General features: G+C 64.4%; 19 protein-coding genes. 3 read left to right on the top strand and 16 right to left on the bottom strand.

Going from position 1 to position 23,818, the window contains the following annotated elements; genetic code table 11:
• The first annotated feature begins 73 nt into the window (after nucleotides 1-73).
• Both lptF and lptG read left to right on the top strand, forming a co-directional pair.
• Nucleotides 74-1,189, top strand: a complete 1,116-nt coding sequence (gene lptF, locus E3U47_RS12300; RefSeq protein ID WP_134691709.1) for an LPS export ABC transporter permease LptF — start codon at nucleotides 74-76, stop codon at nucleotides 1,187-1,189.
• Nucleotides 1,182-2,243, top strand: coding sequence for an LPS export ABC transporter permease LptG (lptG, locus tag E3U47_RS12295; RefSeq protein WP_134691708.1), 1,062 nt, complete (start codon nucleotides 1,182-1,184; stop codon nucleotides 2,241-2,243). Before lptF ends, lptG begins: the two co-directional genes overlap by 8 nt.
• 123 nt (nucleotides 2,244-2,366) lie before the next feature.
• Here the strand turns inward: lptG and E3U47_RS12290 are convergent, their stop codons facing one another.
• From E3U47_RS12290 to arcD (E3U47_RS12235), 12 genes are all read right to left on the bottom strand, one after another.
• Nucleotides 2,367-2,855, bottom strand: a complete 489-nt coding sequence (locus E3U47_RS12290; RefSeq protein ID WP_134691707.1) for an RDD family protein — start codon at nucleotides 2,853-2,855, stop codon at nucleotides 2,367-2,369.
• Nucleotides 2,856-2,955: 100 nt separating this feature from the next.
• Nucleotides 2,956-3,168, bottom strand: coding sequence for a cold-shock protein (locus E3U47_RS12285; RefSeq protein ID WP_134691706.1), 213 nt, complete (start codon nucleotides 3,166-3,168; stop codon nucleotides 2,956-2,958).
• Nucleotides 3,169-3,516: 348 nt separating this feature from the next.
• Nucleotides 3,517-4,638 carry a glycine cleavage system aminomethyltransferase GcvT gene (gene gcvT / locus E3U47_RS12280; protein ID WP_134691705.1) on the bottom strand — a complete coding sequence of 374 codons (1,122 nt, stop codon included), beginning with the start codon at nucleotides 4,636-4,638 and terminating at the stop codon, nucleotides 3,517-3,519.
• Between the two features lie 26 nt (nucleotides 4,639-4,664).
• On the bottom strand, nucleotides 4,665-6,041 hold the full coding sequence (locus E3U47_RS12275; protein WP_134691704.1) for an L-serine ammonia-lyase: 1,377 nt from the start codon (nucleotides 6,039-6,041) through the stop codon (nucleotides 4,665-4,667).
• 142 nt (nucleotides 6,042-6,183) lie between these two features.
• Nucleotides 6,184-9,039 carry an aminomethyl-transferring glycine dehydrogenase gene (gene gcvP / locus E3U47_RS12270; protein WP_134691703.1) on the bottom strand — a complete coding sequence of 952 codons (2,856 nt, stop codon included), beginning with the start codon at nucleotides 9,037-9,039 and terminating at the stop codon, nucleotides 6,184-6,186.
• Between the two features lie 11 nt (nucleotides 9,040-9,050).
• Nucleotides 9,051-9,434, bottom strand: coding sequence for a glycine cleavage system protein GcvH (gcvH, locus tag E3U47_RS12265; RefSeq protein ID WP_134691702.1), 384 nt, complete (start codon nucleotides 9,432-9,434; stop codon nucleotides 9,051-9,053).
• 281 nt (nucleotides 9,435-9,715) lie between these two features.
• Entirely contained in the window at nucleotides 9,716-11,224 is a 1,509-nt protein-coding gene (locus E3U47_RS12260; protein WP_134691701.1) for a sigma-54-dependent transcriptional regulator, read from the bottom strand.
• A 169-nt stretch (nucleotides 11,225-11,393) separates the two neighbouring features.
• A complete protein-coding gene (locus E3U47_RS12255; RefSeq protein ID WP_134691700.1) occupies nucleotides 11,394-11,759 on the bottom strand; it encodes a DUF5064 family protein in 366 nt (121 codons plus the stop codon).
• Between the two features lie 56 nt (nucleotides 11,760-11,815).
• Nucleotides 11,816-12,745, bottom strand: a complete 930-nt coding sequence (gene arcC, locus E3U47_RS12250; protein ID WP_046854306.1) for a carbamate kinase — start codon at nucleotides 12,743-12,745, stop codon at nucleotides 11,816-11,818.
• 118 nt (nucleotides 12,746-12,863) lie between these two features.
• Nucleotides 12,864-13,874, bottom strand: coding sequence for an ornithine carbamoyltransferase (locus E3U47_RS12245; RefSeq protein WP_134691699.1), 1,011 nt, complete (start codon nucleotides 13,872-13,874; stop codon nucleotides 12,864-12,866).
• A gap of 71 nt (nucleotides 13,875-13,945) precedes the next feature.
• On the bottom strand, nucleotides 13,946-15,202 hold the full coding sequence (gene arcA, locus E3U47_RS12240; RefSeq protein WP_134691698.1) for an arginine deiminase: 1,257 nt from the start codon (nucleotides 15,200-15,202) through the stop codon (nucleotides 13,946-13,948).
• 33 nt (nucleotides 15,203-15,235) lie between these two features.
• On the bottom strand, nucleotides 15,236-16,663 hold the full coding sequence (gene arcD / locus E3U47_RS12235; protein WP_134691697.1) for an arginine-ornithine antiporter: 1,428 nt from the start codon (nucleotides 16,661-16,663) through the stop codon (nucleotides 15,236-15,238).
• Nucleotides 16,664-17,088: 425 nt separating this feature from the next.
• Between arcD (E3U47_RS12235) and arcD (E3U47_RS12230) the strand changes: the two genes are divergently transcribed.
• Nucleotides 17,089-18,516 (top strand): arginine-ornithine antiporter, encoded by a 1,428-nt coding sequence (gene arcD / locus E3U47_RS12230; protein WP_134691696.1) that lies wholly within the window; start codon nucleotides 17,089-17,091, stop codon nucleotides 18,514-18,516.
• A 29-nt stretch (nucleotides 18,517-18,545) separates the two neighbouring features.
• Here the strand turns inward: arcD (E3U47_RS12230) and E3U47_RS12225 are convergent, their stop codons facing one another.
• The 4 genes from E3U47_RS12225 to E3U47_RS12210 form a co-directional block, all read right to left on the bottom strand.
• Entirely contained in the window at nucleotides 18,546-19,880 is a 1,335-nt protein-coding gene (locus E3U47_RS12225; protein ID WP_134691695.1) for a CoA transferase, read from the bottom strand.
• A gap of 58 nt (nucleotides 19,881-19,938) precedes the next feature.
• Nucleotides 19,939-20,352, bottom strand: a complete 414-nt coding sequence (locus E3U47_RS12220) for a YbaN family protein (RefSeq protein WP_134691694.1) — start codon at nucleotides 20,350-20,352, stop codon at nucleotides 19,939-19,941.
• A gap of 49 nt (nucleotides 20,353-20,401) precedes the next feature.
• The gene (locus tag E3U47_RS12215) at nucleotides 20,402-21,007 is read right to left on the bottom strand and encodes a biliverdin-producing heme oxygenase (RefSeq protein WP_134691693.1); all 606 of its coding nucleotides are present in this window, start codon (nucleotides 21,005-21,007) and stop codon (nucleotides 20,402-20,404) included.
• 189 nt (nucleotides 21,008-21,196) lie between these two features.
• Nucleotides 21,197-23,806, bottom strand: a complete 2,610-nt coding sequence (locus E3U47_RS12210; RefSeq protein ID WP_134691692.1) for a TonB-dependent receptor — start codon at nucleotides 23,804-23,806, stop codon at nucleotides 21,197-21,199.
• Between the last annotated feature and the right edge of the window lie 12 nt (nucleotides 23,807-23,818).

Raw genomic sequence — 23,818 nt, 5'->3', positions numbered from 1 at the left:
GAACCGGCATGGGGCTTGGCTGCCCGCATCGTTCGTCTGGCTTTGAGCCCCTGACAACCCAGGAGTGTCTGGTTTGATCGTCTTTCGTTATCTGTCCCGCGAGGTCCTGGTGACCTTGAGCGCCGTCAGCGCCGTGCTGCTGGTGATCATCATGAGCGGGCGCTTCATCAAATACCTGGCCCAGGCGGCCCAGGGCGTGCTCGACCCGAGCGTGCTGTTCATGATCATGGGCTTCCGCCTGCCGGGGTTCCTGCAACTGATCCTGCCGCTGGGGCTGTTCCTCGGCATCCTGCTGGCCTATGGCCGGCTGTATCTCGAAAGCGAGATGACCGTGCTCTCGGCGACCGGCATGAGCCAGCAGCGCCTGCTGGCGATGACCATGGCGCCAGCGGCGTTGATCGCCCTGCTGGTGGCCTGGCTGAGCCTGAGCCTGGCCCCCCTGGGCGTGGCCCAGGTGCAGAAGATCATCGCCCAGCAGGACGCCCTGACCGAGTTCGACACCCTGGTGCCGGGGCGTTTCCAGACCCTGCGTGACGGTTCGCGGGTGACCTACACCGAGCAACTGTCCGATGACCGCGTCAACCTGGCCGGGGTGTTCATCTCCGAGAAGCGCTTCAACCAGGACAAGACCAAGGACCGCGCGCCTTCGGTGCTGGTCGCCGAGAAGGGCCACCAGGAAGTGCAGGCCGACGGCAACCGCTACCTGGTGCTGGAAAACGGCTACCGCTACGACGGCAACCCCGGCCAGGCCGACTACCGCGCGATCAAGTACGACACCTACGGCGTGCTGCTGCCCAAGCCTGAGGTCGCCCAGGAGGTGACCGAACGCGAGGCGATCCCGACCCGCGACCTGATCGGTCATGACGGCGTGCGCGAGCGTGCCGAGTTGCAGTGGCGCCTATCGCTGCCGCTGCTGGTGTTCGTGGTCACCCTGCTGGCCGTGCCGCTGTCGCGCGTCAATCCCCGCCAGGGCCGCTTCCTCAAGCTGCTGCCGGCGATCCTCCTGTACATGGCTTATCTGACAATGCTGATTTCCGTGCGCGGCGCCCTGGAGAAGGGCAAGCTGCCCCTCTCGTTGGGTATCTGGTGGGTCCATGCCCTGTTCTTGCTGATCGGCCTCGGGTTGATGTACTGGGAGCCGCTGCGCCTCAAGCGCGCCGCGCGTCGTGCGGAGGTGGCCCGTGGTTAAACTGGACCGCTACATCGGCCAGAGCGTGCTGCTGGCGATTCTCGCCGTGCTCGGCATCATCCTCGGCCTGGCTTCGCTGTTCGCCTTCATCGACGAGATGAGCGACCTGAGCAATACCTACACGGTGATGGACGCCAGCGCCTATGTGCTGCTCACGGCACCGCGTCGGCTCTACGACATGCTGCCGATGGCGGCGTTGATCGGCTGCCTGATTGGCCTGGGCAGCCTGGCCAGCAGCAGCGAACTGACCATCATGCGCGCTGCCGGGGTGTCCATCGGTCGTATCGTCTGGGCGGTGATGAAGCCGATGCTGGTGCTGATGCTGGTCGGCCTGCTGATTGGCGAATACGTCGCCCCGGTCACCGAGAACAAGGCCCAGGCCGACCGTTCCCTGGCCCAGGGCGGTGGCGAGGCGCAAAGCTCCAAACGCGGCATGTGGCATCGCCAGGGCGAGGAGTTCGTGCACATCAACTCGGTGCAGCCCAACGGCCTGCTACTGGGCGTGACCCGCTACCGTTTCGACGACGAGCGCAAGATCCAGACCTCCAGCTTCGCCCGCCGGGCGCAGTATCAGGACGGCAAGTGGATACTGAACGATGTCGCCACCACCTATTTCCGTGGCGACCACACCGAAGTGGTCAACGCGCCTGAAGAAGTCTGGGATGTTTCGGTGACTCCGGAATTGCTCAATACCGTGGTGTTGGCACCGGAGTCGCTGTCTATCACCGGGTTGTGGGACTACATCCACTACCTGTCCGACCAAGGCCTGAACAACTCCCGTTACTGGCTGGCGTTCTGGACCAAGGTGCTGCAGCCGGCGGTGACCGCGGCGCTGGTGTTGATGGCGATTTCGTTCATCTTCGGCCCGCTGCGTTCTGTGACTCTCGGCCAGCGCGTGTTCACCGGCGTACTGGTGGGCTTCGTGTTCCGTATCGCGGGTGATCTGCTGGGGCCGTCGAGCCAGGTGTTCGGCTTCCCACCGTTGCTGGCGGTGGTGATACCCGCTGGCATCTGTGCGCTGGCCGGTTTGTGGTTGATGCGCAGGGCGGGTTGATCCGCCAAACAAGAAGCCGACCCCAGGGTCGGCTTTTTTGTGCCTGTAGGAGCCAGCCTTGCTGGCGAACCGGGGGGCCGGGGTTCGCCAGCAAGGCTGGCTCCTACAGGGGATCTGTGGCGGCTATTTCTTGCGTTTGGGCAGGCGTACCAGTTGGGTCTCGGAGTAGATGTCGTGCCAGCTGCGTTTGCGTTTGTCGAACAACGACCAGATGAAGCCCAGCCCCAGGCACAGCCACGACGCGATCGACACCACGAAACGTAGCAATGCCTGCCAGAGGCTGATGGCGCTGCCATCAGCGTTCTGTACGCGCACTCCCCACACCTGCATGCCCAGGGTTTGGCCGCCATGGGTCCAGAACTTGGCGAAGAAGCCGAACAGCGCGAACAGCAGGATCGTCGACAGCAAGGGGTCGCCGTCCAGCGCGCCGGCCTCGGTCAGCTCGCGCATGCGGGCCTCGCCGATGATCGCCATCTGGATCATCTTGTAGGCGCCGGCAGTCACGATCAGCAGGGCGGTGCACAGCAGGAAGTCATAGAACATCGCGGCCAGGCGACGGCCCAGGCCGACCGGTGGAAAATCACCCTGGGGAATGAGCAAAGGCTTGGACATGCATGGCAGCTCCGGATGGCAAAGGCCCATTCTATGAAATTACAGGCACAAAAAAGCCCCTGTGCGTCAACACAGGGGCTCTTTTGAGGCGGATTCAGTCTTATTCAGCGACTTGAACTTCGTCAGCCTGCATGCCTTTCTGGCCCTGGACTGCAACGAAGGTGACTTTCTGGCCTTCTTTCAGGCTCTTGAAGCCGTTGCCTTGAATGGCGCGGAAGTGAACAAACAGATCAGCACCGCTTTCTGGGGTGATGAAGCCGTAACCTTTTTCGTCGTTAAACCACTTGACGGTACCGTTCTGACGAGTCGACATTGTCTTTCTTCCTATGGAACTCAATTTTAATGACAGTTACTTTCGCATCATTTTGTAAGCGAAAGATTACTGGGCTGGGTTGCAGGAAAGTAAGAGACGTCGAACGGGTTGTAGCAGATTGCAGCTACTGGCCCAGGTCACGAACTGTTGCGACCCATGCAAACACAGTGCTGTGACTCTACGCCAACTGCCGAGCGAAAAACAAGCCCTCGCGATGGGTGAAAATCAGGCTTTTCCCGATCACCGAGCGATTTGTCGGAAACGGCGTGGCGCCTGGCCTGGCGCTATGTTCAGAAGTTATTGGGCAGGTTCGAAAACGAATATGTCGAGCCTGCCCGATCCACTCATTCAGCCACGGTAGTAACGCTGCGCCACGAAAGGCATTTTGCTGACTTTGAGGGCAACTTGCTTACCGCGCACAACGGCAAACAAAGCGGTATCCAGCGCGGCATGTTCGTTATCGACATAGCCCATCGCCACGGGGGCGCCGAGCGTCGGGCCGAAGCCGCCACTGCACACTTCGCCGACCACCTTGCCAGCCTGGTCGACGATCTGCGCGCCCTCACGCACAGGCGTGCGTTCCTGGGGCAGCAGGCCGACACGCTTGCGCGCCACGCCAGCCTGTTGCTGGGCGAACACGCTGTCCGCGCCTGGGAAGCCACCGGCGCGCGCGCCATCGGCGCGGCGCACCTTGGAGATCGCCCACAACAGGCTGGCTTCGATAGGCGTGGTGGTGGTGTCCATGTCGTGGCCGTACAGGCACAGGCCGGCTTCCAGGCGCAGCGAATCGCGCGCGCCCAGGCCGATCGGCAGCACTTCGGGCTCGGCCAGCAGGCGGCGCGCCAGGGCCTCGGCCTTGTCCGCCGGCACGGAAATCTCGAAACCGTCCTCGCCGGTGTAGCCCGAGCGGCTGACGAAGCAATCGTTGCCCAGCAGGCTGACCGGGCGGAACTGCATGAAAGTCATGCCGGCCACTTCCGGGGCCAGGCGCTCCAGCACCTTGACCGCCGCCGGGCCTTGCAGGGCGAGCAGCGCGCGTTCCTCGAACAGCGGCTGGATCTCGCAGCGGTCGCCGATATGCTGGCGCAGGTGCGCCAGGTCCTGGTCCTTGCAGGCGGCGTTTACCACCAGGAACAACGTGTCGTCACCCAGGTTGGCGACCATCAGGTCGTCGAGGATGCCGCCCTCGGCGTTGGTGAACATGGCGTAGCGCTGCATGCCCAGCGGCAGGTCGACGATGTCCACCGGCACCAGGGTTTCCAGGGCGCGGGCGGCGTCGCTGCCGCGCAGGATGATCTGGCCCATGTGCGAGACGTCGAACAGGCCAGCCTGCTCGCGGGTGTGCAGGTGCTCCTTGAGCACGCCCAGCGGGTACTGCACGGGCATGTCGTAGCCGGCGAACGGCACCATGCGCGCGCCCAGTTCCAGGTGCAGGGCGTGCAGCGGGGTCTTGTGCAGTGTTTCGGACATCGGTGACTCCTTGGTTTTTATTCGGGTCAACATTCGATGATGTTGACGGCCAGACCGCCGCGGGCGGTCTCCTTGTATTTGCTTTTCATGTCGGCGCCGGTCTGGCGCATGGTGCGGATGACCTTGTCGAGGGACACGTAGTGCTGCCCGTCGCCGCGCAGGGCCATGCGCACCGCGTTGATCGCCTTCACCGAGCCCATGGCGTTGCGCTCGATACAGGGCACCTGGACCAGCCCGCCGATGGGGTCGCAGGTCAGGCCCAGGTTGTGTTCCATGCCGATCTCGGCGGCGTTCTCCACCTGTTGTGGGGTGCCGCCCATCACTTCGCACAATGCGCCAGCAGCCATCGAGCAGGCTACGCCAACCTCGCCCTGGCAACCGACCTCGGCGCCGGAGATCGAGGCGTTTTCCTTGTAGAGGATGCCAATGGCCGCAGCGGTGAGCAGGAAGCGCACCACGCCGTCCTCGCTGGCGCCGGGGACGAAGCGCATGTAGTAGTGCAGCACCGCCGGCACGATGCCCGCCGCACCGTTGGTCGGCGCGGTGACCACGCGTCCGCCATAGGCGTTTTCCTCGTTCACCGCCAGGGCGTAGAGGTTGACCCAGTCGAGCACCGACAGCGCATCGCGCAGGCTGGCCTCCGGGTGGCGGCTGAGCTGGCGGTACAGCGCTGGGGCGCGGCGCTTGACCTTCAGCCCGCCGGGCAGGATGCCCTCGTGCCGGCAACCGGCCTCGACGCAGTCCTGCATTACCTGCCAGATGCGCAGCAGGCCGGCACGGGTCTCGGCCTCGGGGCGCCAGGCCGCCTCGTTGGCCAGCATCACCTGGCTGAACGACAGCTGTTGCGTGGTGCAATGGGCCAGCAGCTCCTTGGCGGTTTTGAACGGGTAGGCCAGCACGGTGCTGTCCTCGACGATGCGGTCGTGGCCCGCGGCCTCTTCGTCGACCACGAAGCCGCCGCCCACTGAATAGTACTCGCGGCTGCGGATCTGCAGGCCGGCGGCGTCGAAGGCACGAAAGATCATGCCGTTGGGGTGATAGTCCAGCGGCTTGCGGATCATCGCCAGGTGCTGTTTTTCGACGAAGTCGATGGCGTGCTCGCCGAGCAGGCTGAGCCGGCCGCTGTCGCGAATGGCCTGCAGGCGCGCGGGAATGGCTTCGGTGTCGACGCTGTCGGGGTGCTCGCCCTCCAGGCCGAGCAGCACCGCCTTGTCGCTGCCGTGACCCTTGCCGGTCGCGCCGAGCGAGCCATACAGCTCGGCCTTGACGCTGGCCGTGCTGGCCAGCAGGCCATCGCGACGCAGGCCTTCGGCGAAGCGCGCGGCGGCGCGCATCGGCCCGACCGTGTGTGAGCTGGAGGGGCCGATGCCGATCTTGAACAGGTCGAAGACGCTCAGGGACATGGTACTTCTCCTGAAGAATCTGGGCCCGCTTTGCAGGCCTTTCGCGGCACAAGGCCGCTCCTACAGAGGCCAGCGCCGTCCTGTAGGAGCGGCCTTGTGCCGCGAAAGGGGCGCAAAGCACCCCTGATGACGACACTCGCTATCAAACGTCCTGGTAGCTCTCGATCGACGGGCAGGCGCAGACCAGGTTGCGGTCGCCGAACACGTTGTCGACCCGGCCCACCGGTGGCCAGTACTTGCCTTCCACCAGGCTCGGCAGCGGGTAGACCGCTTGCTCGCGGCTGTAGCCGTGGGCCCACTCGCCGGCCAGTTCCGCCGCGGTGTGCGGTGCGTTCTTCAGCGGGTTGTCGTCCTTGTCCAGGCTGCCAGTCTCCACCGCACGGATCTCCTCGCGGATCTGGATCATGGCAGCGCAGAAACGGTCCAGTTCCTCCTTGGACTCGCTCTCGGTCGGTTCGATCATCAGCGTGCCGGCCACTGGGAAGGACATGGTCGGGGCGTGGAAACCGAAGTCGATCAGGCGCTTGGCGACGTCGTCGACGCTGATGCCGCTGGTGTCCTTGAGCGGGCGCAGGTCGAGGATGCACTCATGCGCCACCAGGCCGTTGCCGCCGGTGTACAGCACAGGATAGTGCTCTTCCAGGCGACGGGCGATGTAGTTGGCGTTGAGGATCGCCATCTGCGAGGCGCGCTTGAGGCCGGCGCCACCCATCATGCGAATGTACATCCAGGTGATCGGCAGGATGCTCGCGCTGCCGAACGGCGCGGCGCACACGGCGCCTGTGGTGTTCTCCAGCGTCGCGTGGCCAGGCAGGAACGGTGCCAGGTGCGCCTTGACGCCGATCGGGCCGACCCCCGGGCCGCCACCGCCGTGGGGGATGCAGAAGGTCTTGTGCAGGTTCAGGTGCGAAACGTCGCCGCCGAACTTGCCTGGGGCGCACAGGCCGACCATGGCGTTCATGTTGGCGCCGTCGATGTACACCTGGCCGCCGTTGTCGTGAATGATCGCGCAGATCTCGCCGATGGCCTCCTCGAACACGCCGTGGGTCGACGGGTAGGTGATCATGATCGCCGCCAGGCGCTCACGGTGCTCGATGGCCTTGGCGCGCAGGTCGTCGATGTCGACGTTGCCGCGCGCGTCGCAGGCGGTCACCACCACGCGCATGCCGGCCATGTGCGCGGTGGCGGGGTTGGTGCCGTGGGCCGAGGACGGGATCAGGCAGATGTCGCGGTGGCTGTCGCCGCGGCTGCGGTGGTAGGCGCGGATCGCCAGCAGGCCGGCGTACTCGCCCTGGGAGCCGGCGTTGGGCTGCAGCGACACGGCGTCGTAGCCGGTGGCGGCGCAGAGCATGGCTTCCAGTTCGCTGGTCATCTGCCGGTAGCCCTGGCTTTGCGCGGCGGGGGCAAACGGGTGCAGGTTGCCGAACTCGGCCCAGGTCACCGGGATCATCTCGCTGGCGGCGTTGAGCTTCATGGTGCACGAGCCCAGCGGAATCATGCTGCGGTCCAGCGCCAGGTCCTTGTCGGCCAGGCGGCGCAGGTAGCGCATCAGCTCGGTTTCGCTGTGATAGCGGTTGAACACCGGGTGCTCGAGGATGGCCGACTGGCGCAGCAGCTTGGCTGGCAGGCGCTGGGCGACGGTGGCGGCCAGGGTGGCGAAGTCCGGGGCTGTCTGGCCGTCGGCGAACAGCTGCCACAGGGCCTGGACATCGGCCTGGCTGCTGGTTTCGTCCAGCGACAGGCCCAGATGGGCAGTGTCGATTTGGCGCAGGTTGATGCCTTGGGCGCGGGCCTTGTCGTGCAGCTTGCTGGTGTTGGCGCCGGTGGCCAGGGTCAGGGTGTCGAAGAACTCGCCGGTGACGACCTTGACGCCCAGCTTGGTCAGGCCGGTGGCGAGGATCGCGGTCAGTGCGTGGGTGCGCTCGGCGATGCGCTTGAGGCCCGCCGGGCCGTGGTACACGGCGTACATGCTGGCGATGTTGGCCAACAGCACCTGGGCGGTGCAGATGTTGCTGGTGGCCTTCTCGCGGCGGATGTGCTGTTCGCGGGTCTGCATGGCCAGGCGCAGGGCGCTCTTGCCGAAGCGGTCGATCGACACACCGACCAGGCGGCCCGGCATGTCGCGCTTGAACGCGTCGCGGGTGGCGAAGTAAGCCGCGTGCGGGCCACCGAAGCCCAGCGGCACACCGAAGCGCTGGGCGCTGCCGATGGCCACGTCGGCGTCGAACTCGCCAGGTGGCGTCAGCAGGGTCAGGGCCAGCAGGTCGGCGGCCACGGCCACCAGGGCGCCCGCGCCGTGGAAGCGCTGCACCACTTCGCGGTAGTCGAACAGGTCACCGTTGCTTGCCGGGTATTGCAGCAAGGCGCCGAAGTAGGCGCTGACGTCGCCCAGTTCACGCTCGTCGCCTACCACTACCTCGATGCCCAGTGGCTCGGCACGGGTACGCAGCACGTCGAGGGTCTGCGGGTGGCAGTGCACGGAGGCGAAGAAGGCATGGCTGGCCTTGTTTTTCGAAAGGCGCTTGCAGAAGGTCATGGCTTCTGCGGCGGCGGTGGCTTCGTCGAGCAGCGAGGCGTTGGCGATTGGCAGGCCGGTGAGGTCGCTGATCAGGGTCTGGAAGTTCAGCAGCGCTTCCAGGCGGCCTTGGGAGATCTCTGGCTGGTACGGGGTATAGGCGGTGTACCAGGCCGGGTTTTCCAGGAGGTTGCGCAGGATCGGCGCTGGCGTGTGGGTGTTGTAGTAGCCCTGGCCGATGTAGCTCTTGAACAGCTGGTTCTGGCCGGCGATGGCTTTCAATGCGGCGAGGGCGTCGGCCTCGCTCTGGCCGTCTTCGCTGCCGAGCACGCTGGTGCCCTTGATGCTGTCGGGGATGACTGCGGCGGTCATTGCTTCCAGCGAGTCGAAGCCCAGCGCGTTGAGCATGGCCTGCTCGTCAGCGGCGCGCGGGCCGATGTGACGGGCGATGAATTCGTTGGCGGTGCCGAGGTTGATGGTCATGGTGCGGTACCTCAGGCGTCGTCGTTGGCTTTGAGCAGACGGTCGTAGGCGTCCTGGTCGAGCAGGGCGGCCACTTGGCTCATGTCGGCGGGGATGAAGCGGAAGAACCAGCCTTCGCCCAGCGGGTCTTCGTTGACCAGCTCGGGGCTGTCGTTGAGGCCTTCGTTGACCGCGACCACTTCACCGGTCAGTGGCATGTACACGCCGCTGGCGGCTTTGACCGATTCCACGGTGGAGGCTTCGGTGCCCTTGTCGTACTGCTGCAGCTCCGGCAGTTGCACATAGACCACATCACCCAGCGCGTTCTTGGCGTAGGCGGTAATGCCCACGGTGACGCTGCCATCGGCTTCGACGCGCAGCCATTCGTGATCTTCGGTGAAACGCAACTCGCTCATGGGAATTCCTCGGGAAGCAGGGGCGTTGGGCGCGGTAGGCTCCGCGCTCTTAAGGTTGGAATTCCCTTAGCAATAATGCGGCCAGCTGTTAAAAAACCTTATTAATCAGATAGTTGAAGATTTTTTTATGGTTTTTTGTCATTTTCGTGGAACGAAATCGATACGGGTGAGCGGGGAATCAAAAGCGTCGAGGGATCAAACCCTTGCAAAGACGCATGCAAATGGGTGTGTAACGATATCGATACGCTGTATTTAAATCGATACGATCGGTGCCGGTTGAGTCAAGCTTTGCTTGGAATTCCATATTTGCGCAAGCGCTGGGCGATGGCTGTGTGCGAAGTCTGCAAGCGCCCCGCCAGCTGTCGGGTCGAGGGGTAGCTGGCATACAGCCGCTGCAACAGTTCGCGCTCGAAATCCCCCACCGCCTGTTCCAGGCTGGCGACCTCGCCATCCTGGCCGCGTGCCACCGAGGTGCCGGCGATATCCAGGTCGCCGATATCCACCAGGTTGCTTTCGCAGATGGCCGCGGCGCGGAAGATCACGTTCTGCAACTGGCGCACGTTGCCCGGCCAGGGGTTGGCCAGCAGCGCCGGGTGCGTGGCCGGGGCCAGGCGGCAGGCCGGGCGCTGGATCTGGGTGCAGGCTTGCTGCATGAAGAAGTGCGCCAGTGACAGGATGTCCTGGCCGCGCTCGCGCAGGGGCGGCACCTGCAGGTTGAGTACATTGAGGCGGTAGAACAGGTCTTCGCGGAAGGTGCCCTCGGCGACCATGCGCTCGAGGTTGCGGTGGGTGGCGCTGATGATGCGCACATCCACTTTCACCTCGCGGTCGCCACCGACCCGGCGGAAGCTGCCATCGCTGAGAAAACGCAGGAGTTTGGCTTGCAGGTACGGCGACATCTCGCCGATCTCGTCGAGGAACACCGTGCCCTGGTTGGCCAGCTCCATCAAGCCGGGTTTGCCGCCACGTTGCGCGCCGGTGAAGGCGCCCGGGGCATAGCCGAACAGCTCGCTCTCGGCCAGGCTCTCGGGCAGCGCCGCGCAGTTCAGCGCCAGGAACGGCGCGGCATGGCGGCTGCTGATGGCGTGACAGGCGCGGGCCACCAGTTCCTTGCCGGTGCCAGTCTCGCCATGCACCAGCAGCGGCGCGTCGAGGGCAGCCACACGCAGGGCGCGAGCCTTGAGGGTGCGAATCGCCGGGGAATCGCCAAGCATGGCGTCAAAGCCTTCGGCGTGGTCGTGGTGTAGCGCCGACAGGCGCTCGCCCATACGGTTCGGTGGGTAAAGGGTCAGCAGGCCGCCGGCGTGGGTGATCGGCGTGGCATCGAGCAGCAGGCTCTGGCCGTTGAGCTGCATCTCGCGCATGGGCAGGTGGAAATTGTTGTCCAGCAGGGCCTGGAGCAGGTCGGGGTCGGCGAACAGCTCGCCTACCGAGCGTCCGGCCGATTCGCGCCCGCACAGGGCAATCAGTGCTGGGTTGGCCAGCAGCACCTTGCCAGCGCTGTCCACCGCCAGTACTGGGTCGCTCATGGCGGCGAGCAGAGCGTCGAGCTGCAGGTGCCGGCGCTGGCCGGGGAGGATGTCGACCACTTCCACCGATTGCACGCCGCGCACCTCGAACAATGCGTCGTGCAGCTCTTCGAGCACGGCAGGGCTCAGGGTCGGGGCGTCGATGTAGACGTTCGGCGGGACCATCTCCACGGCATCGAGGTTGAGGTTGCGGGCGCCGAGCAGGGCCAGGACTTCCTGGGTGATGCCGACGCGGTCGATGAAGCTGACGTGGATGCGCATGATGAGCGAGGGTTTGGCCGGAATGGGCGTCAGTATGCCTTGCGATGTCGTTCTAGCCCACTATTGCCGGGGCTGCTGCGCAGCCCTTTCGCGGCACAAGGCCGCTCCTACAGGGATCGTACGTACCTGTAGGAGCGGCCTTGTGCCGCGAAAGGTCCCTCGAGGATCACTAAAGATGCTCAGGTTTGATCGGGTCGCCCGATTTAACATCCAGCTTGGCGCGGATGTCTTCGAACATATAGTCATACAGCTTGTGCGGCGAGCCGAGGTTCTCGAACTTCTTCGGCGCTGGCAGGTACGACTGGGCCTTGCGGCTCAACTGCATCAGAAAGCTGGGCAGCACCTGGTCCTTGGCCAGGAAGAACTTCTCATCGACGGCCTTGCCCTCGATGTGGCCATGCATGCGGAACTGGATGCCGCGGCCTTCGCTGGGGTCGGACACGGCCTCGTAGTCGATGCACAGGTCGTAGCTGTGGTCGTTGGTGTTCAGCGCAGTGCGCTCGATATGCACGTGACCGGGTTGATACTGGGCCATGGCGAGGTCCTCCGGAAGGTTGAAAACGGCCGGTGCCAGGCACCGGCCAACTGCGTTCAACGGTAGCTGATTCCCGGCTTGGCGGTGGAAACGCGGGTACCGGCGGTGCCTTTGACGATGTCCTCGATGTTCTCCAGCGAGCTGATTACCGCGACCTTGCCGGTATGCCGGGCGAAATCGCAGGCGGCCTGCACCTTGGGCCCCATGGAGCCGGCGGCAAAGCCCAGCTTCTCGAGCTCGTCGGGGTGCGCCTGGGCGATGGCCTTCTGTGTCGGCTTGCCGAAATCGATGTACGCCGCGTCAACGTCGGTGGCGATGATCAGCAGGTCGGCATCCAGCTGTTCGGCCAGCAGCGCCGAGCACAGGTCCTTGTCGATCACCGCCTCGATGCCCTTGAGCTTGCGGTTTTCGTCGTACATGGTGGGGATGCCGCCACCGCCGGCGCAGATCACGATGCTGCTTTTTTCCAGCAGCCACTTGATCGGGCGGATCTCGAAGATGCGCTTGGGTTTCGGGCTGGCCACCACCCGGCGGTACTTGTCGCCATCGGGCTTGACCACCCAGCCTTTTTCCTTGGCCAGGCGCTCGGCTTCGTCCTTGGCGTACACGGGGCCGATGAACTTGGTCGGATCCTTGAACGCCGGGTCGTTGGCGTCCACTTCAACCTGGGTGAGCAGCGTGGCGAACGGCACCTCGAAGTCCAGCAGGTTGCCCAGCTCCTGTTCGATCATGTAGCCGATCATGCCTTCGGTCTCGGCGCCGAGCACGTCCAGCGGGTAGGCTTCGTCGGGCTTGTAGGACAGGCCCTGGAGAGACAACAGGCCAACCTGCGGGCCGTTGCCGTGGGCGATGACCAGTTCGTTGCCGGGGTGGATCTTGGCGATCTGTTCGGTGGCGGTGCGGATATTGGCGCGCTGGTTGTCGGCGGTCATCGGCTCGCCGCGGCGCAGCAGGGCGTTGCCGCCCAATGCAACAACGATACGCATGGGGAATGTCCTTCTGATGGTGACGCGGTCCCTGCAGGAGCCGGCTTTACCGGTGAATGCCATTGGCATCGGTGGACCGGTTCGCCAGCAAGGCTGGCTCCTACAGGGGAGCGTGGACTTACAGGTCGGCCAGGGTCGACACCAGGATCGCCTTGATGGTGTGCATGCGGTTTTCCGCCTGCTCGAAGGCGATGCACGCTGGCGACTCGAACACGTCATCGGTCACTTCGATACCGTTGGCCAGGTGCGGGTACTGTTCGGCGATCTGCTTGCCGACCTTGGTGTCGGAGTTGTGGAACGCCGGCAGGCAGTGCATGAACTTGGTGCGAGGGTTGCCAGTGGACTTCATCAGCTCCTTGTTCACCTGGTACGGCAGCAGTTGCTGGATACGCTCGCCCCAGGCCTCGACCGGCTCGCCCATCGATACCCACACGTCGGTGTGGACGAAGTCGACGCCCTTGACCGCGGCTTTCGGGTCTTCGGTCAGGGTGATGCGCGCGCCGCTTTCTTCTGCGTACTTTTTGCAGCGCTCGACCAGGTCGTCATGCGGCCACAGCGCCTTGGGCGCGGCGATGCGCACGTCCATGCCGAGCTTGGCGCCGATCAGCAGCAGCGAGTTGCCCATGTTGTTGCGGGCGTCGCCCAGGTAGGCGTAGCTGATGTCGTGCAGCGGCTTGTCGCTGTGCTCGCGCATGGTCAGCACGTCGGCGATCATCTGGGTCGGGTGGTACTCGTCGGTCAGGCCGTTGAACACCGGCACGCCGGCGAACTTGGCCAGTTCCTCGACGATTTCCTGCTTGAAGCCGCGGTATTCGATGGCGTCGTACATGCGCCCTAGCACGCGGGCGGTGTCCTTCATGCTTTCCTTGTGGCCGATCTGCGAGGAGTTGGGGTCGATGTAGGTGACGTTGGCGCCCTGGTCATAGGCGGCGACTTCGAAGGCGCAGCGGGTGCGGGTCGAGGTCTTCTCGAAGATCAGGGCGATGTTGTTGCCCTTCAGGTGCTGCTGCTCGGTGCCGGTGTACTTGGCCCGCTTGAGGTCGCGGGACAGGTCGAGCAGGTAGCGCAGCTCGCGGGTGCTGTGGTGTTCGAGGCTGAGCAGGTTGCGGTTGTGGATGTTGAACGCCATGACGGTTCTCCTTGGATTCGGTGAGGTATGCCCGGCCGCTGTCTGTTGGACGCGACCGGGTGCAATGGGCGTTAGTAGTCGATAGGGTCGCGGATGATCGGGCAGGTCATGCAGTGGCCGCCGCCGCGGCCCCGGCCCAGTTCGCCGGCGCTGATGGTGATGACCTCGACCCCGGCCTTGCGCAGCAGGGTGTTGGTGTAGGTGTTGCGGTCGTAGCCGATGACCACGCCGGGCTCCACGGCCACCACGTTGTTGCCGTCATCCCACTGTTCGCGCTCGGCGGCGAAGCTGTTGCCGCCGGTCTCGACCACGCGCAGCTTGACCCCCAACTGCTCGCCAACCACCTCGATGAACGACTTGTTCTCGCGGCGCACGTCCATGCCGTAGGGCTTGCTTTCGTCCGGGCGGATGATGAACGGCACGATCTCTCTCACCACTTCCGGGAAGACCGTGACCAGGTCGCGGTCGCAGAAGCTGAACACGGTGTCCAGGTGCATGGCGGCGCGAGACTTGGGCAGGCCGGCGACGATGACTTTCTCCACCGCGCCCTTGGCGAACAGGTTCTGCGCCAGCTGGCCGATGGCCTGGCGCGAGGTGCGCTCGCCCATGCCGATGAGCACGATGCCCTTGCCGATCGGCATCACGTCGCCGCCCTCGAGGGTGGCGTTGCCGTGGTCCTTGTCCGGATCGCCGTACCAGACCTGGAAATCGCCTTTTTCGGTGAACTCCTTGTGGAACTTGTAGATCGCGGTGGTCAGCAGGGTTTCCTGGCGTCGCGCCGGCCAGTACATCGGGTTGAGCGTCACGCCGCCGTAGATCCAGCAGGTGGTGTCGCGGGTGAACTGGGTATTGGGCAACGGCGGCAGGATGAAGCTGGAGTGGCCCAGGTAGTCGTTGTACATCTTGACCACGCTGGCACCCTCGCTTTCCGGCAGGTCCTGGCCGGCCACGCCGCCGATCAGGAATTCGGCCAGGTGGCGCGGGTCGAGGCCTTCGAGCCAGCTGCGTACTTCATTGGTGAGGCCAACGCCGACGGTGTCGGAGGTGATCTTGCGGTCGAGAATCCACTTTAGCGCTTCAGGTTGCTGGACGATGTCGGTCAGCAGGTTGTGCATCTCCAGCACATCGACGCCGCGCTCGCGCATCTTGGTGACGAAGTCGAAGTGGTCGCGCTTGGCCTGGTCGACCCAGATCACGTCGTCGAACAGCAGCTCGTCGCAATTGCTCGGGGTCAGGCGCTTGTGCGCCAGGCCCGGGCTGCAGACCATCACTTTGCGCAGTTTGCCGGCTTCGGAATGGACGCCGTATTTCTGTTTCTCAGTGGACATGGTGAATCCTCCTGTAAAGCGAAGACGTTGGGTTCAGAGAGTCAGGAAGCCGTCGTAGAGCCCGTAGGCCGCCACCAGGGCGCCTAGCACCACGGCGGCGAAGATCAGTTTCTCGACGTTGGTGAAGATTGGTTGGCCGACCTCGCGCTTGGCCTTGGCGAATAGAATCGCGCCAGGGGCGTAGAGCAGGGCCGACAGCAGCAGGTATTTCACTCCGCCGGCGTACAGCAGCCAGATGGCATACAGCAGGGCGATGCCGCCGATGATCAGGTCTTTCTTGCGCTCGGCCAGGGCCTGTTCGTAGGTCTCGCTGCGCACCGCCAGGAGCACCGCATAGGCGGCCGACCACAGGTAGGGCACGAGGATCATCGAGGTGGCGAGGTAGATCAGCGACAGGTAGGTGCTGTTGGAGAACAGGGTGATGACCAGGAAGATCTGCACCATGGCGTTGGTCAGCCACAGGGCATTGGCCGGTACATGGTTGGCGTTCTCGCGGCGCAGGAACTCCGGCATGGTATGGTCCTTGGCCGCGGCGAACATGATCTCGGCGCACAGCAGCACCCAGGAGAGCAGGGCCCCGAGCAGCGAGATGATCAGGCCGACGCTGATCAGCACCGCGCCCCAGTGGCCGACCACGTGTTCGAGCACCGCGGCCATCGACGGGTTCTGCAGCTTGGCCAGTTCCGGTTGGGTCATCACCCCCAGCGACAGCACGTTGACCAGCACCAGGAACAGCAGCACGGTGACGAAGCCGATGACCGTGGCCTTGCCCACGTCCGAGCGTTTTTCCGCCCGCGAGGAAAAGATGCTCGCGCCCTCGATGCCGATGAACACCCACACGGTGACCAGCATCATGTTGCGCACCTGGTTCATCACGCTGCCCAGTTCCGGCGTGCCCAGGGCCCAGATATCCGCGGTGAAGATGTCGAGCCTGAAGGCGAACAGGCAGATCAGGGCGAACAGTGCCAGCGGCACGACCTTGGCCACGGTGGTGACCAGGTTGATGAACGCCGCTTCCTTGATACCGCGCAGCACCAGGAAGTGCACCGCCCACAGCAGGATCGACGCGCCGATCACCGCCGCCGGGGTATTGCCTTCACCGAACACCGGGAAGAAGTACCCCAGGGTGCTGAACAGCAACACGAAGTAGCCGACGTTGCCCAGCCAGGCGCTGATCCAGTAGCCCCAGGCCGAGGAGAAGCCCATGTAGTCGCCGAAACCGGCCTTGGCGTAGGCATATACCCCGCCGTCAAGGTCTGGCTTGCGGTTGGCCAGGGTCTGGAATACGAAGGCAAGGGTGAGCATGCCCACCGCGGTGATGGCCCAGCCGATCAGCACGGCGCCGACGCCCGCGCTGGCAGCCATGTTTTGTGGCAACGAGAAGATCCCGCCGCCGATCATCGAGCCGACGACAAGTGCAACAAGTGCACCCAGTTTTAGTTTTCCGGGAGAATCAGACATTTAACGACTCCGTACCAGGAGAAAGTTGACCTCAGAATAAATCTGACGCCTGGATCATTCGCTGACTTAGATCAGTTCATGCCCGCATGAAGGTAAGAAAAATCCCTCACGCGTCTCCTGGAGGATGCCGACAGCTTCGTCGCAGGCCTTGTGCGCTGGCACCTCCATGTCCTTCTAGAGCAAACGCTCCGTTTCGCCTGCGAAATGAGAAGTTAGTCTCTTTTAGGGGTTTCGCAAATTTTTCACAGTAAATAGCGACAGGTTTAGGCGAGCCGCGAGGCACTTCGCACTGTCATGTTTAACAGCGGGGCGGCTATAGACATTTCGGTTATGAGTGCTATAGGTTTAATGGCTCTATTCAATAAAAAACTTGTAACATTTATGTTGGTTAATACGTTCACGCGCACGCGCGCACGAGGAGCCCCATGAGCGAACCGGGACAGAAACTGCGCCTTGGCGCGCTGATCGCGCTGGTGGTCGGATCGATGATTGGCGGCGGGATCTTTTCGTTGCCACAGAACATGGCGGCCCGGGCGGACGTAGGGGCGGTGCTGATCGGCTGGGGCATCACCGCGGTGGGCATGCTGGCGCTGGCCTTCGTGTTTCAGAGCCTGGCCAACCGCAAGCCCGAGCTGGACTCGGGGGTGTATGCCTATGCCAAGGCCGGTTTCGGCGAGTACATGGGCTTTTCCTCGGCCTGGGGTTACTGGATCAGCGCCTGGCTGGGCAACGTCGGTTACTTCGTGCTGCTGTTCAGCACCTTGGGCTTCTACTTCCCGGTGTTCGGCCAGGGCAATACCCCGGTGGCCATCGGCTGCGCCTCGCTGTTGCTGTGGGCCGTGCACTTTCTGGTGTTGCGCGGCATCAAGGAGGCGGCGTTCATCAACCAGGTGACCACCGTGGCCAAGGTGGTGCCACTGCTGATCTTCATCGTCATCGCCGCTGCTGCCTTTCGCGCCGACATCTTCACCCGGGACATCTGGGGCATGAGCAATCCGCAATTCGGCAGCGTCATGGAGCAGGTGCGCAACATGATGCTGGTGACCGTGTTCGTGTTCATCGGCATCGAGGGGGCCAGTGTCTATTCGGGGCGTGCGCTACACCGTTCGGATGTGGGCAAGGCCACGGTGATCGGTTTTCTTGGGGTGCTGGCCCTGCTGGTGCTGGTCAACGTGCTGTCGCTGGGAGTGATGACCCAACCGGAGCTGGCCGGGTTGCAGAACCCGTCGCTGGCCTCGGTGCTGGAGCATATCGTCGGGCCCTGGGGCGCGTTGCTGATCAGTATCGGCTTGGCGGTCTCGCTGCTGGGGGCGTTGCTGTCCTGGGCGCTGCTGTGTGCCGAGATCCTGTTCGCCACCGCGCGTGACAAGACCATGCCGCAGTTCCTGGCGCAGGAGAACGCCAACCATGTGCCGGCCAACGCCTTGTGGCTGACCAACGTGATGATCCAGGGCTTCCTGCTGATCACCCTGTTCTCGGCCGGTACCTACACCAGCCTGATCTACCTGGCCTCGTCGATGATCCTGGTGCCGTACTTCTGGTCGGCGGCTTATGCGGTGTTGCTGACGTTCAAGGGCGAAAGCTACCAGGGGCAGCCGGGGTTGCGGCGCAAGGACATGCTGGTGGCGTTGATCGCGCTGCTATATGCGGTGTGGCTGCTGTATGCCGGTGGGCTCAAATATGTGCTGTTGTCGGCGCTGCTGTACGCCCCGGGGGTGATCCTGTTCGCCCAGGCCAAGCGTGAGCAGGGGCAGATGTTGTTCACCGCCTGGGAGAAGCTGATCTTCGCGGCGGTGCTGGCGGGGGCGGGGTTGGCGGCATATGCCCTGTACTCGGGGTTGTTGAGCCTGTGATCAGGCCGCTCCTACAGGGGATCCGGCAGTCACCACTGGGCAGGCGTTGAGCCAAGCTCGCAGGCTCCACGCGCCCAGCCCATGGTGGCCTCACCCACCTTCAACGGCGCCCTGATGCGCTGTGCTGCGCCCCAAGGTGTGTGTTCGATGCGAGGATTGATGTCCAGCGCCGACTCCGTGGCCAGTGTCAGGTCCTCTTCCACGGTGCCTCGTTCGATCAGCAATGCCGCCGTGCGTGCCAGTGACAGCCTCGACCGGCATCCCTTGCCTCGCCCCAGCGCCCGTATCACTTCGGCCGCCATCAGGTATCCGCTGGCGTGATCCAGCGCCTGCACCGGTAGCGGTACAGGCCGATCCGCCTGGCGCCAGCGCATGCCTTCGCGGGCGATGCCGGTGCTCATCTGCACCAGGCTGTCGAATCCGCGACGGTCTTGCCATGGTCCGCTCCAGCCATAGGCGTTCAGGCTCACATCGATCAGCCCGGGGTTGAGCTGGCGTCGTCGTTCGACACCCAGGTCGAGCCGTTCGAGGGCATCGGCGCGGTAACCGTGTACCAGTACATCGGCCTCGGCCAGCAAGCGCTCGAAGCATTGACGCCCGGCAAGAGTGCGCAGGTCCAGGCGGGCGCAGCGCTTGCCCAGGGTAACCTCGGCGGCCACCGCGGGCTCTTCCCATTCGGGTGGGTCTATCCGTAGCACGTCGGCACCAAAAGCGGCCAGCAGGCGGGTGGCAATGGGGCCGGCGAGGATGCGGGTGAGGTCGAGGACCTTGATGCCGGCCAACGGTCGATCTGCGCTGCCGCGCCAGGCCAGGGTGGTTGCGGTGAATACCTGGCGCAGGATCAGCGGTTCCTGGTTCACTGCCAATCCCTGGGGATGCGCGCACCATTCGGGCCAACTGCACATCCGCGCCGCGCAGCCACCGGCTCTCACTACCGCAGCTTCCAGTGCATCGGCGTCCCAGCGGGCGACCTTGTTGGCGACACTGGCGCGGTCGGCTTGGGCACCCAGTACCTGCAGGGCGGCGGTGCGGTGGTGCGCCGCGTTGGTGTGCAGGCGGATCCAGCCGTCGCGGGCCTGATAGTCGCCGGCGATGGCATCCCACAGCGGCGGTGGCTCCCAGCCGCAAGGCCGCAGGCTGGTGGCGAACCAGAAGGACGCCAGGCGGCGGTCGATGTGCACCAGGGGGCAGTGGCCCGTCTGGCCTTGGAGCAGATCGGCCAGGGCCAGGCCGCAGGCGGCGAGACTGGCGGCGGCCAGTTCGGTTACTGCAAATGTGGAGGGCAGGGCGCCGATGCCGTGCCAGCTTACGGCGGTGGGGGAGAGTTGTAGTGAATGGGCGATGCTGTCGAGCAATGGCTGCATGCCGGATCCTCCTTCGTGGATCCCATTGCAGTACATCCGGCGCCGCAGCGCAAATGAATCAACCTTGCAGTTCGACAGCGGCTGGTGGCGTCGGACGTTCCGGGCGCGACCAGATCCAAAGGTTGCCCAGGGCCATGCCACTGATGGCCAGGAACACCGGCCAGCGGTGTTCGAGGACGGTCAGCATCAACCCGGCGCACAGCAGCATGCTGATCGTCGCGCTGACCTTGGCGCGGCGCTGGATCACCTTGCCGTTGCGCCAGTTGTACAGGATCGGCCCGAATAGCCGGTGGTTCTCCAGCCAGGCCGACAGGCGCGGCGAGCTGCGGGTGGCGGCCCAGGCGGCAAGCAGGATGAATTCGGTGGTCGGCAGCCCGGGGATGACGATGGCGACCAGGCCGATCCCCAGGCTGACATAGGCCAGGATCGCATACAGCAGGCGGGATACTTTGGAGCGGGCGATTCGGGTCATGGTCTCACTGCAACGGTGCGGCCGCCCGCAGGCGGCCGGGTAAAGCGTATCAGGCCAGCGCCGCGTCGGCCGCATAGGCATGCTTGAGCAGCTCGGTGAAGCGCTCGAAGGCAGCGACCGCGCCACGTTCGGCGGCGGCGTCTTCCTCGGGCGACAGTTCCAGGCTGTCGAGAATGCGGGTGAACTGCTTCCAGCCCTCGGCACGGCCACCGGCCGGCTCGCCCAGGTGGCGGGCGCCGAAGGTCTCGGACAGCTCCAGGGCCACGGCGCGCTTGATCAGGAACGCGGCGCCCAGTTTGGAGCCTTCGGAGACGAAGATCCAGCCCAGGGCTTCACCCAGGCTGGGTTTGCCCAGCGCGCCGGCGAAAGGTGCCGGGACTTCGGTGTCCAGATCGGCCAGGTCCAGGCGGGCCTGCTCGGCGCGGCAGCGCTCGGCGAGGTCGGGCACGATGGCGATCAGCTGTGGGTCGGTGTACAGCGCCTGCAGCTCGGACTGGAACAGGTACTGGGCGACGACGAAGCGGGCGAAGCTCTCGCGGCTGTCGAACGGCTTGTGCGACTTGACCAGGGCGTCCAGCTCGGTGTGCGGAGCGTGGGTCACCTGGTTGAGGCGCTGGGAGCGCAGGGCGGCGCGTTCGGAAGAAGGGGCGGTCATGGGGGCATCCTTGGAAAATGGGGCTGTCTAGTGACAAGACGAAAGAGAAGACGCGGAACAGTAAAAAAACCTCACCTGCGAAGTGAAATCATTCTCACCGGGTTTGGCGCAGCGCGCAGCAAGCCTGCTCCCACAGGTGGCCCGAGGGCCGAGGGAGCGGGCTTGCCCCGCGACGACGAACTCAATCGGTCAGATATCCCACACCAGGTTGATGGCGAAGTTGCGGCCAGGCGCGGTCAGGCGATCGAGGTTGGCCGGTTGGGTGACCGCGGCCTCGCTTACTCCCGTGTTGTTGCCGACGCTCGCGTACTTGCGTACGTCGTCCCATTGCCAGTACTTCTTGTCGGTCAGGTTGTACAAGCCGCCGTTGATGGTCAGGTCGTCGCTGATCCGATAGAACCCGGTCAGGTCGAGCACGCCATAGCCTGGGGTGCGGAACTCGGAGCTGGAGCCATCGGGGGCGAAGAACTGAGTGTCGTCCACGCGGTTCTTGCGCTTGACCACTGTCCAGTTCAGTTGGGTGCCGTAGTCCACCTGTTCGTAGCCTAGGCCGAACACCCCGGTCAGCGGATTGACGCTGTTCAGCGGCTGGCCGGTATCGTCGTTACGGCCGTAGGCGTAGGCCACCGAGGCGATCGAGTACAGGCCTTGGGGGGCGCCGAATCGGTCCAGGTTCAGGCGGCCTTTGATCTCCGCGCCCTTGATGGTGGCGTGCTTGATGTTGTTGGCCTGGAAGGTCGAGCCCAGGTTGGAGGACTGCACGGCATCTTCGTTGATGAAGTCGCGGTACTTGTTGTAGAAGACCGCCACGTCGAAGTTGCCGGCGTCGAAGTTACCGCGCAGGCCGGTTTCGTAGCTTTTGCTTTTTTCCGGCTCCAGGTTCGAGTTGGGCTCGACCACGTAGCCGCCGGCGAGGTTCTCGAAGCGTCCATACAAGGCTTTGGCGGTCGGCGTGCGGAAACCTTCGGCGTATTGGCCGTACCAGGTGTAGTGGTCATCGAAGGCGTAGGTGACGCCAAGCTTGGGCGAGACGCGGTGCCACTTCTTCTCGGAATCATCCACGCGGTTCGCTGGCGCGCTAGCGCCGTTCTGCAGCCCCAGCAGGTAGGCGTCGGTCATGCGCGGGTCGAGCCGGGTGTAGTCGTAGCGAAGGCCGGGCAGGAAGGTCCACTGGTTCCAGCGGATTTCGTCCTGGGCGAACAGGCTATAGGTATCGACGGTCGGGTCCGGGAAGTCGCTCACGCGCGCCTGGGTGTCGTCCGCGCTGACCTGGCCGATCGCGCGGCATGATCCGCCGACATTCAGGCAGGTACCGGTGCCGCTGCGCGAACCGGTGATCTTCTCGTGCTTGAGGGTAGTGCCGTAGGTCAGCAGGTGATCGGTCGCGCCGATGCTGAAGGCTTTGTCCAGTTGCGCGTCGAGCACCCACTGGCGGTCCTTGTAGGTGGTCTGGCGATCCCGGGCGACCTGGCGGCCGCGAGCGAAGTAGAGTTCGTCGGTAGTTTGGTCGGTCTTGGCGATCTGGTAGTTCAGGCTCCACTTCATGTTGTCGGCCAGCAGGCTGTCCAGCCCGAACTCATGATTGATGCCGAAGCGCTCACGGGTGACGGTATCGTTGCCCTGGCGTGCACGGTAGGCGTTCATCGCCGGGAAACCGGGAACGAACGGCCCGCCAACGGCGCTCAGGACGTTCTGGTCGCGGTCGTCCTTGTAGCGCTCGTACGTCAGCCCCAGGCGCGCGTCATCGGCGTAGTTCCAACCCATCTTGGCCAGGACGTTGGTGGTGCGGACATCCTCGGGGTTGGCCTCGCTGCGGGCAAGGCCGGTACCGCCGTGCTCACCATAGGCGTCGGTCTCGTGGCCGTTGCGCTGGCTCAGGTGCAGCAAGCCGTCGAAATCACCGTGGCGGCCTGCGACGGTGGCCGACGTGAGCCAGCTTTCGTCGGCCGAGCTGTAGCCGGTTTTCAAGCGCGCGCCAACATCCTTGCCGGGTTTGATGATGTCCTCAGGGTCGAGGGTGAAGTAGCTGACCGCGCCGCCGATGGCATTGCTGCCGTACAGGACCGAAGCCGGACCACGCAGGATCTCCACGCGCTTGACGATCTCGGGGTCGACGTAGTTGCGCTGGGTCTGGGCATAGGGCCCGTAGAAGAAGCTGTCGGGTACCGACACGCCGTCAACCTGGGTCAGCACCCGGTCGCCGTCGATGCCACGGATGTTGTAACCGTTCAAGCCGCTACGCTGGCCGGTGCCGGATACCGACACGCCGGGCTCGTAGCGCACCAGTTGCTTGATGTCGTTGACGTTCTGCCGGTCCAGTTGCTCGCGGGTCTGCACGCTGACGCTGCTTGGCACCTGGCTGACGTCCTGGGCGCTGCGGGTGGCGCTGACAGTTACCTGCTGCAGGGCGATGACGTTGCTCGCCGCCTGGCGTTCGAGCACCACATTGGCGTTGCCGATCTTCCGATAGCCCAGGCCGGTGCCGCGCAACAGGCGCTGCAACGCCGCTTCCGGCGCCAGTGCGCCCTGTACGCCGGGCGAGGCTATGCCGTCGGCTAGCTCGGCGCTGAAGCCCACCTGCCAGCCGGTGACCTTGCTGAAGGCATTGATCGCTTCGACCAGCGGCTGCTGGCCGATGGCGAAGCGGTAGTCGCCCATGCGCGGGCTGCTGGCCTGGGCCGGCTCCACGGCCAGGGCCGGCAGGCTGCAGGCGCCGCTGGCGAGCAAGGCCAGGGTCAACAGGGACAATTGCCCGCGGCGGCGGGAAGAAGAGGACGGGCGTGTTTGACCTGTGGGCATCGAGAGCGCTCC

It is taken from the genome of Pseudomonas sp. RIT623, from assembly GCF_004519305.1.
Classification (GTDB): domain Bacteria; phylum Pseudomonadota; class Gammaproteobacteria; order Pseudomonadales; family Pseudomonadaceae; genus Aquipseudomonas.
Note: the sequence above shows the minus strand (reverse complement) of the source record. Positions and strands in the feature narration are given on the sequence as shown.